This is a genomic window from Micromonospora cathayae, from assembly GCF_028993575.1.
Taxonomy (GTDB): domain Bacteria; phylum Actinomycetota; class Actinomycetes; order Mycobacteriales; family Micromonosporaceae; genus Micromonospora; species Micromonospora cathayae.
Window position 1 is genome coordinate 2,472,841 of the sequence record NZ_CP118615.1, and the last position, 14,926, is coordinate 2,487,766.

Here is a 14,926-nt window from a genome sequence, read left to right on the forward strand (position 1 = left end):
GCAGGGTGGCCCGGTCGTCGCTGTCGGCGAGGGCACCCGCCACCGTCGCCTGCCGGAAGCGCACTGCCCTGTACATACCCGAGATGCCCGTTATGGGAGTGATACCCGATGAGGATCCTCATCGTTGGAGCCGGTGGGGTCGGCTCAGCTGCTGTCGCCGTCGCCGCACGGCGTACCTTCTTCGACACGGTGGTCGTCGCCGACCGGGAACCGGAGCGGGCCGCCAACGCGGTCGCCGGCCACGGTGACCGGTTCACCGCGGCCACCGTCGACGCCTCCTCGGCCGCCGCCGTGGCCGCGCTCTGCCGGGAACACCGGATCACCCACGTCCTCAACGCCGTCGACCCGCGCTTCGTCATGCCGATCTTCGACGGGGCGTTCGCCGCCGGCGCCGACTACCTCGACATGGCGATGTCGCTGTCCCGCCCGCACCCCGACCAGCCGTACGAGCTGCCCGGGGTCAAACTCGGCGACGACCAGTTCGCCGCCGCGAACCAGTGGGCCGACGCCGGCCGGCTCGCCCTGGTCGGCATCGGCGTCGAACCCGGCCTGGCCGACGTGTTCGCCCGGTACGCCGCCGACGAACTGTTCAGCGAGATCGACGAGGTCGGTATCCGGGACGGCTCCAACCTGATCGTCGAGGGGTACGACTTCGCCCCGTCCTTCTCCATCTGGACCACCATCGAGGAGTGCCTCAACCCGCCGGTCATCTGGGAACGCGGGCGCGGCTGGTTCACCACCGAACCGTTCAGCGAACCGGAGGTCTTCGACTTCCCCGGCGGCATCGGCCCCGTCGAGTGCGTCAACGTCGAGCACGAGGAGGTGCTGCTCGTCCCGCGCTGGGTGCCGGCGAAACGGGTCACCTTCAAGTACGGCCTCGGCGCGGAGTTCATCGAGGTGCTCAAGACCCTGCACAAGCTCGGCCTCGACTCGACGTCCCCGGTGCCGGTACGCGGCCAGAACGTCTCGCCCCGGGACGTGGTCGCCGCCTGCCTGCCCGACCCGGCCACCCTCGGCCGCCGGATGAGCGGCAAGACCTGCGCCGGCACGTACGTCACCGGCACCGGCAAGGACGGCAACCCGCGCCGGGTGTACCTGCACCACGTGGTCGACAACGAGTGGTCGATGAACGAGTACGGCCACCAGGCTGTCGTTTGGCAGACCGCCATCAACCCGATCGTCGCGCTGGAACTGCTCGCCACCGGCGCGTGGGGCGGGGTGGGGGTGCTCGGCCCGGAGGCGCTGCCGCCGAAGCCGTTCCTCGACCTGCTCACCGCGTACGGCTCACCGTGGGGGATCCAGGAGAAGTGAGCCGCTACGGAAGCATGTACGGACCCGAGGTGACCTTCCTCGGCGTACCACCCTGCACCCTCGCCGAGCCGGCGTCGTACTTCGACGCCGACGTGGTGATCGTCGGCGCGCCGTTCGACGGCGGCACCTCGCACCGTCCCGGTACCCGGTTCGGCCCGTCCGCCATCCGGCAGGCCTGCTACCTGCCGCACGACGGCTCCCGGCCGTCCCTGGCCCTCGGCGTCGACGCGCTGCGCGACCTGTGCGTCTACGACGCCGGGGACGTGGAGATGTTCGCCGGGGACATCGAACGCTCGCTGGCCGCCCTGGAGACGGCGGTGCATGCGGTCGCCGCCGCCGGGGCGATCCCGGTGGTGCTCGGCGGCGACCACTCCATCGCGCTGCCCGACGCCACCGGGGTGGCCCGGCACCACGGAATCGGCCGGGTGTCGCTGGTGCACTTCGACGCGCACGCCGACACCGGGGACGTCGAGTTCGGGTCCCTGTACGGGCACGGGCAGCCGATGCGCCGGCTCATCGAGTCCGGGGCGGTCCGCGGCGACCGGTTCCTCCAGATCGGGCTGCGCGGCTACTGGCCCGGCCCGCAGACCCTGGCCTGGATGGCCGACCAGCGGATGCGCTCGTACGAGATGACCGAGCTGGTGGCGCGCGGCCTGGACGAATGTCTCACCGAGGCGTACGCGCTCGCCGTCGACGACTGCGACGGGGTGTTCCTGTCGGTGGACGTGGACGTGGTCGACCCGGGGATGGCCCCGGGCACCGGCACCCCGGAACCGGGCGGCCTGACCAGCCGGCAACTGCTCGACGCGGTCCGCCGCTGCTGCTACGAGCTGCCCGTGGTCGGGGTGGACGTGGTCGAGGTCGCCCCGCCGTACGACCACGCCGACATCACCGCGTACCTGGGCAACCGGGTGGTCCTGGAGGCGCTGTCGGCGATCGCCCGGCGTCGTCGGGACGCCGCCGGTGGTTCCCCGCCGTGGGATCCGCGCCGCCCGCTGCTCGGCTGAGGTCCGGTACGGGCACCTTCCGGTCGGCTTCGGGTGCCCCGGGTGGAGATCACCCATTGCCACCGGGCGGGCGGCGGCCGAAACTTCTGTCATGGCGTCGCGTCGGTCGTCTCATGCTGCGGATAGCCCGTCCCGTCCCACCGGCGGTGGGAGCGGCCGGACCACGCTGGCGCTACTCGCCGGGGTGATCACCTTCGTGCTGGCCTGCGGTGCGGAGCTGACCGTGGTCGGGGCGCTGCTCGGCATCCGACCCGGTGCGTCACCGGCGGTCGACGGACAGCCGGAGTGGGCCGGTCCGGCCGCCGCGCCCGCCGGGCCGTCCTCCCCACCGCCGGCCGGCGGGAGTCCGTCCCCGGGCCCGTCCGGCGAGGTCGAGACGAAGCGGGTCCGGGAGACCGCCCGGATCCCGTTCCCGGTGCAGACCGTGGAGGACGCCACGGTCCCCGACGGGCAGCAGGTGATCCGGACCCGGGGCGTGACCGGACAGAAGACCCTCACCTACGAGGTCACCTACGTCGACGGGGAACCCACCGGGAAGCGGCTGGTCGACTCGGTGGTGACCCGGGTGCCGGTGACCCAGATCGTCGCGGTGGGCACCTCCCGGACGGCCGAGTGCGACCCGAACTACAGCGGCTGCGTACCGGTCGCCGAGGACGTCGACTGCGCCGGGCGCGGGGACGGCCCGACCTGGATCACCGGCACGGTCAAGGTGACCGGCGAGGACGTCTACAACCTCGACCGCAACGACAACGGCATCGCCTGCGACGAAAAGAACTGACGCCTTGTATCACCTGTGCCGGGTCGGATGAACCGCGTACAAGGTTTAGCTCAGGCTATAGTTCCTGGGTGGGGACGACGGGTAACCGACGGTGGTCGGTACGGGTCACCGGAGAGGTCCGGCAATGGTTACGGGATCTACGGCAGGCGGACCCGTCCACCTACCACTCGGTGAGCGTGGCGATCGACATGCTGGCGGAGGTCGGCCCAGCCCTGGGACGACCGTTGGTGGACACGCTCCGGGGCTCCCAGGTCAGTAACCTCAAAGAACTGCGACCGAGGTCCGGACGGGATGTGGCGGTGCGTGTGCTGTTCGTCTTCGATCCGTGGTCGCAGGCCGTCCTGCTGGTGACGGGAAACAAGGCGGGCAACTGGACCCGGTGGTACGACGAACACGTTCCGCTGGCGGAGAAGGTCTACAAGACCTGGCTCGACCAGGAGCGGGAGCGGAGGGGGAAAGGGTGACCGAGTTCTACGACTGGGAAGACGTCCGCGCGGAACTGGCGGACGAGGATGCCGCCGCACAACAGGCGGAACGCGCACGTACCGAGGCGTGGGTGAGCGCGTTCCACCTCGCCGAGGAACGGAAGCGACTGGGCCTCACCCAGCGTCAGGTGGCGGAGCTGATGGGTGTGACGCCGGGCCGGGTCAGCCAGATCGAGAACGGCGACCTGGACGTCAACGAGGTGGCGACGTTGAGCCGGTACGCCGCGGCGCTGGGCGCCCGACTCCGCATCATCTTCGACTACGGCAACGATCTGCGCCAGATCGCCTGACCAGACCCTTAGAGGGGGCCGGTTAGCCGCCGAAACCCGCCGTGCTGCCCGCTGCCCTGGGTGTCATTCGGCCGTCCAGGGGCCTCAGGCGGCGGCGAACTCCAGCACTGCGAGCACGTCCTCGCGATCCAGGTACGGGTAATCGTCAAGCAGCTCTTCGATGCTGCGTCCGGCGGCGAGTTGCCCCAACACGGCTGTCGCGGTGACCCTGGTGTCGCGGACACACGGCAGCCCGCCCATCCGCCCGGTCGACGGTGATGCGGTCGATAGCCATGGCATCAATTCCAGGCCGGCCAGCGGGCCGTCCGGTCGGACAACGGGTACGTCCCTCCGGCGGGCCGACACGACCGTGACGGCACCTGTGCGGCGAGGTGCCGTCACGTCACCCCGGTTCAGTCGGCCAGTCGGGAGCGGATGAGGAAGCGGACACCCTCCGGGGCCTCCAGGGAGAATCCGCTGCCCCGCCCCGGCACCACGTCCACGGTCAACGTGGTGTGCTTCCACAGTTCCCACTGGCTGGCCGACATCCAGAACTCGACCGGCTCCGGAACCCCCTCGATCTCCAGAGCCGCGAGCCGCACGTCCGACCCGCCGGTCCGGAACTCGCCGACCGGGAAACACATCGGCGCGCTGCCGTCGCAGCAGCCCCCGGACTGGTGGAACATCAGCGGGCCGTGCCGCTCCCGCAGCGACCGGATCAGCCCGGCCGCCGCGGGGGTCACCGACACCACCGGCATCAGAAGAAGCCGAGCTTCTTGGTGGAGTAGCTGACCAGCAGGTTCTTGGTCTGCTGGTAGTGCTCCAGCATCATCTTGTGGTTCTCCCGGCCGATGCCGGACTGCTTGTACCCGCCGAACGCGGCGTGCGCCGGGTACGCGTGGTAGCAGTTGGTCCAGACCCGGCCGGCCTGGATGGCCCGCCCGGCCCGGTACGCGGTGTTCATGTCCCGGGTCCAGACGCCGGCCCCCAGCCCGTACAGGGTGTCGTTGGCGATCTTCACGGCGTCGTCCAGGTCGGCGAAGCCGGTCACCGACACCACCGGGCCGAAGATCTCCTCCTGGAAGATCCGCATCGCGTTGTCGCCCTCGAAGATGGTCGGCTGCACGTAGTAACCGCCGGACAGCTCCCCACCCAGGTCGGCCCGCTCCCCGCCGGCCAGCACCTTCGCGCCCTCCTGCCGGCCGATGTCCAGGTACGACAGGATCTTCTCCAACTGGTCGTTGGACGCCTGCGCGCCGATCATCGTGTCGGTGTCCAGCGGGTGCCCCTGGCGTACCGCCTTCGTCCGGTCGACGGCGGCGGCCAGGAAGTCGGCGTAGTGGCCCTGCTGGATCAGCGCCCGGGACGGGCAGGTGCACACCTCGCCCTGGTTGAGGGCGAACATGGTGAACCCCTCGAGCGCCTTGTCGAAGAAGTCGTCCCGCTCCCGGCTCACGTCGTCGAAGAAGACGTTCGGGCTCTTGCCGCCCAGCTCCAGGGTGACCGGTTTGATGTTCTCGCTGGCGTACTGCATGATCAGCCGCCCGGTGGTGGTCTCCCCGGTGAACGCCACCTTCGCCACCCGGGGCGACGACGCCAGCGGCTTGCCGGCCTCCACCCCGAAGCCGTTGACGATGTTCAGCACGCCCGGCGGGAGCAGGTCGGCGACCAGCGACAGCCAGTAGTGGATGGACGCCGGGGTCTGCTCGGCCGGCTTCAGCACCACCGCGTTGCCGGCGGCCAGCGCCGGGGCGAGCTTCCAGGTCGCCATCAGCAGCGGAAAGTTCCACGGGATGATCTGCCCGACCACACCCAGCGGCTCGTGGAAGTGGTACGCCACGGTGTCGTCGTCCAGTTCACCGAGCGAACCCTCCTGGGCCCGGACCGCCCCGGCGAAGTACCGGAAGTGGTCGATCGCGAGCGGGATGTCGGCGGCCAGGGTCTCCCGGACCGGCTTGCCGTTCTCCCAGGTCTCGGCGACCGCCAGGTCCACCAGGTGCTCCTGCATTCGGTCGGCGATCCGGTTCAGCAGCAGCGCCCGCTCGGCCACCGGGGTCCGCCCCCAGGCGTCGGCCGCGCCGTGCGCCGCGTCGAGCGCCCGCTCCACGTCCTCGGCGGTGCCCCGGGCCACCTCGCAGAAGGTCTGCCCGGTCACCGGGGTCGGGTTCTCGAAGTACCGTCCGCCGTGCGGCTTCACGTACTCGCCGCCGATGAAATGGTCGTACCGGGACTGCCAGTGCGTCGGCGCGTCGTAGCGCGTCATCGGGTACCTCCGCCGTCGTCTGGTGGTGTGACGGCGGCCACGCTAGTTACCCGGACGTTGCAACGACGTTGCGCCGGTGAGTCCGTACTCCTCGGCGAGCTGGCGGGCGCGGGCCGCCGCGAGCGGCCGGCGCGGCGCACCCGGCGGCAACGCCCGCGCCAGGGCCTGCCAGGCGGCCAGGTCGTCGGCCCCGGCCGGCGTCGCCGTCCAGGCCGCGAGCAGCGCCGGATCACCGCCGGCCAGCACCGCCGCCCGCACCTGCCCGTCGACCAGCCGGCGCAGCCGGACCACTCCCGGCGCGTCCGACGCCGGCAGCAGACTTCCCCGGTACGCGTCGAGCGCCCCCGCCACCTGGCCGCGTTCCAGCAGTTCGGTGACGGTACGGAAGTCCGCCCGGACGGTCGGCCGCAGCCGGTACGGGCGGGAGTCGAGCAGCTCCGGACCGAGGATGCGGCGCAGCCGGGACATCTCGGCGCGCAGGGTGACCGGGTGCAGCCGGTCGTCGCCGTACAGGTCCAGGCCGAGTTGCTCGCCGGTCCGCCCGTCCGGATGCTGCACCAGCAGGACCAGCAGCTCACTGTGCCGCCGGCCGAGCCGGACCCGCCGACCGGCGTACCGCAGCTCCACCTCGTCCCGACCGAGCGCGGTCACCGCGACCACGTCCGGCTGGTCCGCTACCGCCGGCCCGGCCGTCCCCTTCGGTACCGCCAGCCCGGACGGTCCGGCCAGCCACGCCTCGGCGGCCCGCGCGGTGGCCCGGACCAGGGCCAGGCTCTGCGGGTTGGCCAGGTGGTCGCCGCCGGTGATGTCGACCGCGCCGAGCAGCCGCCCGGTCAGCGGATCGTGGATCGGCGCGGCGGCGCAGGTCCAGCGTTGCACCGGCCGGCTGAAATGCTCGGTGGCGAAGATCTGCACGCTGTGGTCGACCGCGAGGGCGGTACCCGGCGCGTTGGTGCCGGCGTGTGTCTCGTCCCAGCGGGCCCCGGGCACGAAGTTCATGCCCTCGGCCCTGCGGAGCACCCCCGGATGACCCTCCACCCAGAGCAGCCGCCCGTACGCGTCACAGACCGCCATCAGGTGCGCCCCGTCGGTGGCGATCCCGCCGAGCAGGTCCCGGAACAGCGGCAGCACCCGGGCCAGCGGGTGCCCGGCCCGGTAGTCCTCCAGGTCGGCCCCGGTCAGCTCGACCGGTGGGGTGGCCTCCGGGTCGAGCAGCGCCCCGACCGACCGCCGCCACGAGTTCGCCACCACGTCGCGTACCCGTCCGGGGTCGGCCGCCTCGGTCAGGAACGCCTCGTGGGCGGCACCGACCTGGGCGATCCGTTCGCGCGGATCGGCACCGAACTCCAGGGCGAGCCACGGGTCGGCCACGGCCACCTCCTCGGCCCCCATGGTGACCCAGCTCACCCGTGATCGCCAAGGGCGGTGAGCCTATGGAGATGGGCTCAAGAACAGAGGTTGTCGTTCTTGAGCCCCTGCACGAATGCCGTCCAGCGGGCCGGTGGGAACATCAGGACGGGGCCGGATGGATCTTTGCTGTCGCGTAGACCGACCAGGCCGTCAAGGTCTGCTGCCATCTCGACGCATTCGCCGGAGCCGTTGCTGCGGCTGCTCTTACGCCACGTCGCGGTGGTGCGCCTGGCCGTGCTGGCCGCCTCGCCCTGGTCCACCGGCCCGTCCTCTCACAACCTGTCGATCGCCTTCTGGATCAGGTCGCGTGACTCGCGGGCGCTGGCGGCGTTGGCGACCAGGTGCTCGAAGACGCGGCTGTACTCCCTGACCTGTTGGCCTTCGAGGTAGAGACTACCCGCGCGGTTCTCCAGGTAGACGATCCCGGGATCGGCGGGCTCCGGGAACGCGAGAACGATGAAGGCGCTACCCATCGAGCCGTACTCGCCGGCACCGAAGGTGAGGATCTGCACGGTGGTGCCGGGCTGCTCAGCGGCATCGAGCAGGTGGCGGAGTTGAGCCTTGAAGGTTCCCGATCCGCCGACCGGTCGGTGCAGCACGGACTCGTCCAGCACCGCCCACAGCTTGGGTGAGGTCTCGGACTCCTGGCGACGAAGGCGCAGCTCCACGCGTCGGTTCACCTCCTCCGTCGGCGCGTCCGGGTGTTCGGCGCGGACGATCGCGCGGGCGTAGTCGGGCGTCTGGAGCAGGCCGGGAACGAGTTGCGGTTGGAACACGCGGATCTCGGAGGCTTCGGCTTCGAGTCCTACGTAGACCTCGAACCACTCGGGCAGGACGTCGTCGTACGCCTGCCACCAGCCGCGCTTGCGGGCGTCCCGGGCGACCTGGACGAGCGCGTCGACCTCCTCGCCCTCCACCCCGTACAGCTCGAGGAGCCCACGGGCGACGGGCGGGAGGACGGAGACCTGGGCGTTCTCGATCCGGCTCAGCGCCGACTTGGAGATGCCGATCTCCTTGGCCGCCTGGTCGGCGGTCATGCCGGTCTGCTCGCGGAGGCGACGCAGGGCGGTGGCGAGTCGCCTTCTGCGCACTGTGGGGCTTCCTGTCATGACGGAGAGTGTTCCATTCTCTGGACGCGACACGCAATGGCTCGGTTGAGAATCGGGAGTTGCGTATCGGGCTAGTTCTGGTCAACTATGAGTGAGCGTGCTGCTACTGGTTGAGCTTGGCGGCTGACCGTCCACAGCGGCGCGTGCGGGTGACCCTGGTGCCGTACTTGCTGGTGGTAGCTGCGGTGGCAGGTCTGGGGAGGGGTTCCGTCCGCTCGCGGAGGGCGGACGGGACCGTTCCCTGTTGACGGCGTGCGAGAGGCAGAGAGGCGGGTGGCCGTGATGCGGCTGTTCTTCCGGCGGCGTACCGAGAACCCTGGCCGGCACCACCGGCCGCCCCGGCAGCGACCGGCGCGGGGTGGGTTGTACCGGTCGGCGGTGTGCGCGCCGTTGCGGCCTACGCAGGTGCGCGGGCGGTCGTTCGGCACCACCGGGTTCGGGCGGCGTGGCCTGGACCCGGGCGAGGTGACCGACTTCCTGGATCGGGTGGCCGGTGACCTGGCGGGCCTGTACGCGGCGTTGGAGCAGGCTCGGGAGGAGAACGCGCGGATCAAGGACGCGCTGCGGCAGTGGCAGACCCGTCAGGCGCGGCGGGAACAACGTAACGCGGGGTGGTTCTGAGTGTCCGGGCGGTTCGTGGTGCACCTGCCGGTGGTCGTCGCCGACCTGGACGCGGCGGGTCGGCTGGCCCGGATGGTGGCCCGGTCGTTGAGTTACCTGCCGATGGTGGACCCGGGCGAGACGACCGTGTCGTACGAGGACGAGCAGGGCGTACGCCACCGGGTGTTCTGTGATCGACGGGTGTCAACCGGCCGACGGTGCCTGCTCGCGGCCGGCCACGACGGCGACTGTGCCCGCCGGCTACCCCGCTGACCGGGCCGCGTCGGCTGTCCGGAGAGCGGCCGTTCGGGCGGTGCACCGGTACCGACCGGTGGTCGACGGTTGGGCCGGACGCCGTACCTGGTCATAGGTCTTGTGTTCCGCCACAGTGGACGACCGGACGGCCGGAGCCGGCAGCGGGACGGCGGTGGGACGGTTTCCGGTGTGCCGGCCGGACCGAGCCGCCACCGGGAACGCCTGATCGATGGCGATGACCAGCGGCACGGTGGTTATCGATCGAGTCGGCGCTGACCACACTCGTCGCTGTGACAGATCAGCACCCGCACCAGCCGCCGCAGCCGCCCACCCACAGTTTCCCGCCCGGGATGCTGCCGCCGTCCGCCGAAGGCCCGGTGTGGCAGGGCGGCCCCGGCACCGGGCCGACCTGGTCCGGTGGTAGCGGCGGCGGGCCGGGCTGGTTCGGGCGGCTCACCGCCCGGCAGCGCACCGGACTGCTGCTCGGCGGTGGGGCGCTGACCCTGATGCTGCTCTGCTGCGGTGGCCTCGCCGTCGTCGGCGCGACCGCCGAGCCCTCGCCGGAGTCCCGGCCGGCGGCCGCCGGTGCCCGTGACCAGGGCGTCCCGGAGCCGACCGTGGCGTCGCCGTCGCCCAGCACGGCCCCGACCCCGTCCGACACGCCGTCGCTGACCCCGACACCGACGCCGTCCCCCACGCCGGTGGTGGAGACCCGGACGGTCACCGCGACGGAGAAGGTCCCGCACGGTACCCGGACCGTCAAGGACTCCTCCCTCGCCGAGGGGAAGCGGGTGGTGCGGACCCGGGGCATCGACGGGGTGCGGACGCTGACCTACCAGGTCACCGTCACCGACGGCGTGCAGACCGGCAGGAAACTGGTGCGTACGGCGGTGACCAGGAAGCCGGTCACCGAGGTGGTGGCGGTGGGCACCAGGCCGGCCCGGCGGTGCGACCCCAACTACAGCGGCTGCGTACCGATCGCCAGCGACGTGGACTGCGCGGGCGGCAGCGGCAACGGTCCGGCGTACCTGAGCGGGGTGGTGGAGGTCATCGGTGACGACATCTACGACCTGGACCGGGACAACGACGGTCTGGCCTGCGAACGGGACTGAGCCGGAGTGGCGCAGGGCCCCTTCCCGCCGGGGTAGCGGGAAGGGGCCCTGTCCTCACCCCTTAGAGGGTGAGGGTCCAGCTGTTGATGTACCCGGTGTCACCGCCGGCGGCGTCCTGGACGCGCAGGGTCCAGGTGCCGTTGCGGGTCTCCGAGGAGAGGTTGACGGTGTAGGTCGTGTTGATGTTGTCGGTGCTTCCGCCGCTGCGGTTGTGCAGGGTGTAGGCGCTGCCGTCCGGCGCGACCAGGCTGACCACCAGGTCACCGATGTAGGTGTGCACGATGTTCACCGCGACCGTGCTGGTGGCCGAGGCGGTGCCGGTGCAGCCGCTGATCGCGATGGTGCTGGTGACCGTGGTGTAGTCGCGGATGGAGACGTCGGTGCCGTTGGTGCCGGTGCAGCCCGACGGCGGCGGGGTGGTGCCGCCGTCACCGACGTAGAGGAGCTTGTTCGGCGAGCCGGTGCCGGGGCTGGTCACCACGCCGCTGGTGGCGTCGTTGACCAGCTTGTCGCGGACCTGCTGCGGGGTGAAGGTCGGGTTGGCGGCGAGCACGAGCGCGGCCGCGCCGACCACGTGCGGGGTCGCCATCGAGGTGCCGCTGATGGTGTTGGTGGCGGTGTTGCTGGTGTGCCAGGCCGAGGTGATCGACGAGCCCGGGGCGAAGATGTCCAGGCAGGAGCCGATGTTGGAGTAGCTGGCCCGGGCGTCGTTCGACTGGGTCGCGCCGACGGTGATGCCGGCCGGGGTGCTGGCCGGCGAGCTGTTGCAGGCGTTCGCGCCGTAGTCGTTGCCGGCGGCCAGGCCGTAGGTGACGCCGTCGGCGATCGAACGGTTCACCGCGTCGTTGAGAGCCTGGTAGAAGCCGCCGCCGAGGCTCATGTTGGCGACCGCCTTCTCACCGGCGGCGTGGTTGCCGGTGACCCAGTCGACGCCCGCGATGACCCCGGCGTTGGTGCCGCTGCCGGCACAGTCGAGGACCCGTACGCCGACCAGGGTGACGCCCTTGGCGACGCCGTACGCGGTGCCACCGACGGTGCCGGCGACGTGCGTGCCGTGGCCGTTGCAGTCGTCGGCGGTGCCGCCGTCGACCGCGTCGTACCCGGAGATGGCCCGGCCGCCGAAGTCACTGTGCGTGGTCCGGACGCCGGTGTCGATGATGTACGCCTTCACGCCCGCGCCGTTGTTCGCGTACGTGTAGGAGTTGTTCAGGGGAAGGGCACGCTGGTCGATCCGGTCCAGTCCCCAGGAGGGGGTGGGGGACTGGGTGGCGGCGATCCGTACGGTGTGGTTCTGCTCGACGTACTTGACCGACGGGTCGGCGGCGAGCCGCTTGGCGGCGGCCTCCGTCATCCGGGCCTCGAAGCCGCGCAGCGCGTGGGAGTAGGTCCGGCCGACCGCGCCGCCGTGCTTGCCGGCGAGGCCCTTGGCCCGGGTGCCGACCTGCGGGCTGCCGACGGCGGTGTCCTTGAAGACCACGATGTACGAGTTCTCGACGGCGGTCGCGCCACCGGCGAGGAGGATCTGGCCCTCGGCGGGAGCGGCGGTCGCCGGGCTGCCGAACGCCACGGCGGCGGTGACGGCGGCGGTGGCCACAGCCAGACGCCAGCGGCGTCCTGTGGCGGGGGAGTCTGTCATCCCTCGGGGTGTCCCTTCCCTTGAGCAGCGCGCTTGTGGCGCGCCCATCGATCGAGGCTGATCGAGTGATCGGGATCGTAGGGCACGGACAGCGAAATACAGAGATGTGTTGATCTATTCGTGATCAAGGAGCTGGAGCGGACGGTGCGATCCCGCCGATATGGGACGCCACCCGGCCGATCCCCTGCCGGTCCGGGACGCCGCAGCGCCGGTGCCGGGAGGCCGTCGCGTCGGGGGTCGGGACGCGGTTGCGCCGAGGGTCGGGACGCCGCTGCACCGGTGCCGGGATGCCGTCGTGCCGAAGGTCGGGACGCCGCAGCGTCCGGGTCGGACGCCGGTGCCGGGAGGTGGCTGGTGGCAGCGTCGGGCCCCTGCCGCGCGGGGTGCGCGACAGGGGCCCGGGCAGAGCAGAGAGCGGGTTACAGGCCCAGGGTCCAGCTGTTCAGGTAGCCGACGTCACCGGCGGCGGCGTCCTGTACGCGCAGGGTCCAGGTGCCGTTGCGGGCCTCCGAGGACAGGTTGACCGGGTAGGTCGTGTTGATGTTGTCGGCCGAGCCGCCGGCCCGGTTGTGCAGGACGTACGTGCTGCCGTCCGGGGCGACCAGGGTGACGACGAGGTCACCGATGTACGTGTGCACGATGTTCACCGCGACGGTGCTGGTGGCCGAGGCGTTGCCGGTGCAGCCACTGACCACGATGGTGCTGCTGACCGTGGTGTTGTCACCGATGGTCACGTCGGTGCCGTTGGTGCCGCCGCAGGTGGGCGCCGGAGCACCGTCCAGCTTCAGCGTCCAGGAGTCGAGGTAGCCGACGTCACCCGAGGCGGCGTCCTGCACCCGCAGCTTCCAGGTGCCGTTGGCGGTCTCCGACGACAGGTTCACCGGGTAGGTCTGGTTGATGTTGTCGGTGCCGCTGCCGGTCCGGTTGTGCAGGACGTAGGCGCTGCCGTCCGGGGCGAGCAGGGTGACGACGAGGTCACCGATGTACGTGTGCACGATGTTCACCGCGACGGTGCTCGACGCCGAGGCGGCGCCGGCGCAGCCCGAGATGGTGATCGAGCTTTCCACGGTGCTGTTGTCGCTGATCGTGGCGTCGGTGTTGTTGGTCTGGACGCACCCGGGCGGCCCGTTGACGGTCAGCGCGTACGAGGTGCTCTGGGTGGTGACCGGCCCGGTCGCGGTGATGGTCACGGTGTACGTGCCCGGCCCGGTGCTGGCGCTGGCGGCGATGGTGAGGGTCGCGGACGCGCCGGTGCTGATCGACGCCGGGCTGAAGCTGGCGGTCGCCCCGGCCGGCAGACCGCTGGCGGTGAGGGCGACCGTCTGCGGGCTACCGACGGTGGTCGTGGTGGCGACCGTGGCGGTCAGCGAGCCGCCCGGGTTGACCGAACCGGCCGCCGGGGTCACCGCCACGCTGAAGTCCTGGGTCGGCGGCACGATGTTGCCGACGTAGAGGAGCTTGTTCGGCGAGCCGGTACCCGGGTTGGTGACCACGTTGCTGGTGGCGTCGTTGACCAGCTTGTCGCGGACCTGCTGCGGGGTGTACGACGGGTTGGCCGCCAGCGCCAGCGCCGCCGCGCCGGCCACGTGCGGGCTCGCCATCGACGTGCCGCTGATGGTGTTGGTGGCGGTGTCACCGGTGTACCAGGCCGAGGTGATCGACGAGCCCGGGGCGAAGATGTCCAGGCAGGTGCCGATGTTGGAGTAGCTGGCGCGGGCGTCGGTGGACTCGGTGGCCCCGACGGTGATGGCGGCCGGCGTGCTGGCCGGCGAGACGTTGCAGGCGTTCGCGCCGGACTCGTTGCCGGCCGCGACCGCGTAGCTGACGCCGTCGGCGATCGAGGCGGCCACCGCGTCGTTGGTGGCCTGGTCGAAGCCGCCGCCGAGGCTCATGTTCGCCACCGCGCGCTCGCCCGGGTCGTGGTCGCCGGTGACCCAGTCGATCCCGGCGATGACCTGCGCGTAGGTGCCGCTGCCGGCACAGTTGAGCACCCGTACGCCGACCAGGGTGACGCCCTTGGCGACGCCGTACGCGGTGCCACCGACGGTGCCGGCGACGTGCGTGCCGTGGCCGTTGCAGTCGTCGGCGCTGCCGCCGTCGATGGCGTCGAAGCCGGTGACCGCCCGGGTGCCGAAGTCACCGTGGCTGAACCGGATGCCGGTGTCGATGATGTACGCCGTCACGCCCGAGCCGTTGTTCGGGTAGGTGTACGACGAGTTCAGCGGCAGGTTGCGCTGGTCGACCCGGTCCAGCCCCCAGGACGGGGTGGGCGTCTGGGTGGCCGCGATGCTGACCTCGTGGTTCTGCTGGACGTACTTCACCGAGGGGTGGGCGGCGAGCCGGCGGGCCGCCGTCTCGGAGAGCCGGGCCTCGAATCCGCGCAGCGCGTTGGAGTAGGTGCGGGCGACCGTGCCGCCGTGTTCCCGGGCGAGCGACCGGGCCGAGGCGTCGACCCCGGTACGGGCCACGGCGGTCTCCTTGAGGACCACGACGTACGAGTCGGCGACGGCGGTGTCGCCACCGGCCTGGAGGATCGCCCCCTCGGCGGGTGCGGCGGTTGCGGGGGCGGCGAAGGCCACCGCGGCGGCCACGGCGGCGGTGGTGACGCCGAGGCGCCAGCGGTGCCTGGCGGCGGGATCGAGAGCCATCTGACATGTCCCTTCGTGAGCGACACGCTCATGCCAAGTGATC

16 protein-coding genes are annotated in these 14,926 nt (G+C 71.4%); 8 read left to right on the forward strand and 8 right to left on the reverse strand.

Going from position 1 to position 14,926, the window contains the following annotated elements; genetic code table 11:
- Positions 1-108 precede the first annotated feature (108 nt).
- The 5 genes from PVK37_RS11410 to PVK37_RS11430 all read left to right on the forward strand — a co-directional run bounded on the left by PVK37_RS11410 (position 109) and on the right by PVK37_RS11430 (position 3,871).
- Entirely contained in the window at positions 109-1,311 is a 1,203-nt protein-coding gene (locus PVK37_RS11410) for a saccharopine dehydrogenase family protein (protein ID WP_275033828.1), read from the forward strand.
- The gene (gene speB, locus PVK37_RS11415; RefSeq protein WP_275033829.1) at positions 1,308-2,318 is read left to right on the forward strand and encodes an agmatinase; all 1,011 of its coding nucleotides are present in this window, start codon (positions 1,308-1,310) and stop codon (positions 2,316-2,318) included. Before PVK37_RS11410 ends, speB begins: the two co-directional genes overlap by 4 nt.
- A 91-nt stretch (positions 2,319-2,409) precedes the next feature.
- Complete coding sequence (locus tag PVK37_RS11420) at positions 2,410-3,096, forward strand: G5 domain-containing protein (protein ID WP_275033830.1); 687 nt, start codon at positions 2,410-2,412, stop codon at positions 3,094-3,096.
- A 68-nt stretch (positions 3,097-3,164) separates the two neighbouring features.
- Complete coding sequence (locus PVK37_RS11425) at positions 3,165-3,560, forward strand: type II toxin-antitoxin system RelE/ParE family toxin (protein ID WP_275033831.1); 396 nt, start codon at positions 3,165-3,167, stop codon at positions 3,558-3,560.
- Positions 3,557-3,871, forward strand: coding sequence for a helix-turn-helix domain-containing protein (locus tag PVK37_RS11430; RefSeq protein WP_275033832.1), 315 nt, complete (start codon positions 3,557-3,559; stop codon positions 3,869-3,871). Before PVK37_RS11425 ends, PVK37_RS11430 begins: the two co-directional genes overlap by 4 nt.
- Positions 3,872-3,955: 84 nt before the next feature.
- Here PVK37_RS11430 and PVK37_RS11435 read toward each other — a convergent pair whose 3' ends face one another.
- The 6 genes from PVK37_RS11435 to PVK37_RS11460 form a co-directional block, all read right to left on the reverse strand.
- Positions 3,956-4,111: a DUF433 domain-containing protein gene (locus PVK37_RS11435; protein ID WP_275033834.1), complete on the reverse strand. Its 156-nt coding sequence runs from the start codon at positions 4,109-4,111 to the stop codon at positions 3,956-3,958.
- A 152-nt stretch (positions 4,112-4,263) separates the two neighbouring features.
- Positions 4,264-4,608: a DUF779 domain-containing protein gene (locus PVK37_RS11440; RefSeq protein ID WP_423791028.1), complete on the reverse strand. Its 345-nt coding sequence runs from the start codon at positions 4,606-4,608 to the stop codon at positions 4,264-4,266.
- Positions 4,608-6,113: an aldehyde dehydrogenase gene (adh, locus tag PVK37_RS11445; RefSeq protein ID WP_275033835.1), complete on the reverse strand. Its 1,506-nt coding sequence runs from the start codon at positions 6,111-6,113 to the stop codon at positions 4,608-4,610. The genes PVK37_RS11440 and adh overlap by 1 nt, the downstream gene beginning before the upstream one ends.
- 42 nt (positions 6,114-6,155) lie before the next feature.
- Complete coding sequence (locus tag PVK37_RS11450) at positions 6,156-7,484, reverse strand: sigma-54-dependent transcriptional regulator family protein (protein WP_275035086.1); 1,329 nt, start codon at positions 7,482-7,484, stop codon at positions 6,156-6,158.
- Positions 7,485-7,558: 74 nt separating this feature from the next.
- Positions 7,559-7,783, reverse strand: coding sequence for a DUF397 domain-containing protein (locus PVK37_RS11455; RefSeq protein WP_275033836.1), 225 nt, complete (start codon positions 7,781-7,783; stop codon positions 7,559-7,561).
- A 12-nt stretch (positions 7,784-7,795) separates the two neighbouring features.
- Positions 7,796-8,632, reverse strand: a complete 837-nt coding sequence (locus PVK37_RS11460; protein ID WP_275033837.1) for a helix-turn-helix domain-containing protein — start codon at positions 8,630-8,632, stop codon at positions 7,796-7,798.
- A 282-nt stretch (positions 8,633-8,914) separates the two neighbouring features.
- Here PVK37_RS11460 and PVK37_RS11465 point away from each other — a divergent pair, with 282 nt between their 5' ends.
- The 3 genes from PVK37_RS11465 to PVK37_RS11475 all read left to right on the forward strand — a co-directional run bounded on the left by PVK37_RS11465 (position 8,915) and on the right by PVK37_RS11475 (position 10,599).
- Entirely contained in the window at positions 8,915-9,253 is a 339-nt protein-coding gene (locus PVK37_RS11465; protein WP_275033838.1) for a DivIVA domain-containing protein, read from the forward strand.
- Positions 9,254-9,505, forward strand: coding sequence for a hypothetical protein (locus tag PVK37_RS11470; RefSeq protein WP_275033839.1), 252 nt, complete (start codon positions 9,254-9,256; stop codon positions 9,503-9,505).
- Positions 9,506-9,777: 272 nt separating this feature from the next.
- Entirely contained in the window at positions 9,778-10,599 is an 822-nt protein-coding gene (locus PVK37_RS11475) for a G5 domain-containing protein (protein WP_275033840.1), read from the forward strand.
- A gap of 61 nt (positions 10,600-10,660) precedes the next feature.
- On the opposite strand, the gene PVK37_RS11480 is transcribed toward PVK37_RS11475, so the two are convergent.
- On the reverse strand, positions 10,661-12,235 hold the full coding sequence (locus PVK37_RS11480; RefSeq protein ID WP_275033841.1) for a S8 family peptidase: 1,575 nt from the start codon (positions 12,233-12,235) through the stop codon (positions 10,661-10,663).
- Positions 12,236-12,654: 419 nt separating this feature from the next.
- Entirely contained in the window at positions 12,655-14,883 is a 2,229-nt protein-coding gene (locus PVK37_RS11485; protein WP_275033842.1) for a S8 family peptidase, read from the reverse strand.
- Between the last annotated feature and the right edge of the window lie 43 nt (positions 14,884-14,926).

Excerpts from the sequence above, each read along its gene's own strand:
- PVK37_RS11410 (WP_275033828.1), top strand. The coding sequence starts at position 109 with ATGAGGATCCTCATCGTTGGAGCCGGTGGGGTCGGCTCAGCTGCTGTC.
- PVK37_RS11420 (WP_275033830.1), top strand. The coding sequence starts at position 2,410 with ATGGCGTCGCGTCGGTCGTCTCATGCTGCGGATAGCCCGTCCCGTCCC.
- PVK37_RS11435 (WP_275033834.1), bottom strand. The coding sequence starts at position 4,111 with ATGGGCGGGCTGCCGTGTGTCCGCGACACCAGGGTCACCGCGACAGCC.
- PVK37_RS11440 (WP_423791028.1), bottom strand. The coding sequence starts at position 4,608 with ATGCCGGTGGTGTCGGTGACCCCCGCGGCGGCCGGGCTGATCCGGTCG.
- adh (WP_275033835.1), bottom strand. The coding sequence starts at position 6,113 with ATGACGCGCTACGACGCGCCGACGCACTGGCAGTCCCGGTACGACCAT.
- PVK37_RS11460 (WP_275033837.1), bottom strand. The coding sequence starts at position 8,632 with ATGACAGGAAGCCCCACAGTGCGCAGAAGGCGACTCGCCACCGCCCTG.
- PVK37_RS11465 (WP_275033838.1), top strand. The coding sequence starts at position 8,915 with ATGCGGCTGTTCTTCCGGCGGCGTACCGAGAACCCTGGCCGGCACCAC.
- PVK37_RS11480 (WP_275033841.1), bottom strand. The coding sequence starts at position 12,235 with ATGACAGACTCCCCCGCCACAGGACGCCGCTGGCGTCTGGCTGTGGCC.
- PVK37_RS11485 (WP_275033842.1), bottom strand. The coding sequence starts at position 14,883 with ATGGCTCTCGATCCCGCCGCCAGGCACCGCTGGCGCCTCGGCGTCACC.